The sequence below is a fragment of the Bartonella sp. OD88NMGDW genome (assembly GCF_042193775.1).
Lineage (GTDB): Bacteria > Pseudomonadota > Alphaproteobacteria > Rhizobiales > Rhizobiaceae > Bartonella > Bartonella grahamii.
In genome coordinates this window covers 1-714 of sequence record NZ_JBHIMA010000077.1, presented here as the reverse complement: position 1 = coordinate 714, position 714 = coordinate 1, and the positions used below count along the sequence as shown (strand labels likewise).

Sequence of the window (714 nt, the reverse complement as noted above, 5' to 3'; positions counted from 1 at the left end):
GCGGGGGGCTGCTTTATAGCAAAAAAGCCGCGTCCTTTAAGACACGGCTTTTATTATCAAAACAGCTAGCGATCTAAATAAACGATTAAAAGAAATAACCGAAATATAAAAGAACATCTCTTTATTGCACAAAACGTATCAAAATGCAAGCTGTTAAGTAAAATAAAAATGGGATTCACACTGTAGATTCAGTGATTTATAATTATCATTTATCAAATCAATTTAAATCATAATGAATAAAATGAGCGCTGTTAAATTACCTTCTTTTCAAACAGAAGAACAATCTTCTTTTCGTCAATTTCCCCATAATATTGAAGCAGAACAAGCTTTGCTGGGTGCTATCATTATCAATAATAATGCTCTTGATAGCGTTTCTGATTTTTTAAAAGCAGAGCACTTTTTTGAACCGTTGCATCAAAGGCTTTTTGATATCATTTCAAAAATTATCCAAAATGGAAAAGTTGCAGATCCCATTACTATTAAGCCCTTTGTTGAAAATGATGAGAAAATTGGTGACATCACTGTATATAATTACGTGGTGCGTTTAGCTACAGAGGCAGTCACAATCATTAATACTAAAGATTATGGGAGCGTCATTTATGATCTGTTTATCCGACGCTCTTTAATTAACCTTGGCACTCAAGTTGTGAATAGAGCTTATGATGCTTCTGTAGAACTTACAACATCACAACAAATTGAAACTGTTGAAAATCA

At 32.9% G+C, this 714-nt stretch carries 1 protein-coding gene; it reads left to right on the top strand.

All coding sequences use genetic code 11. The annotated features are described in order from the left end of the window. Nucleotides 1-232 precede the first annotated feature (232 nt). Nucleotides 233-714: DnaB-like helicase N-terminal domain-containing protein (locus ACFIJR_RS09180; RefSeq protein WP_375654086.1), on the top strand; the 482-nt coding region annotated here is incomplete at its 3' end.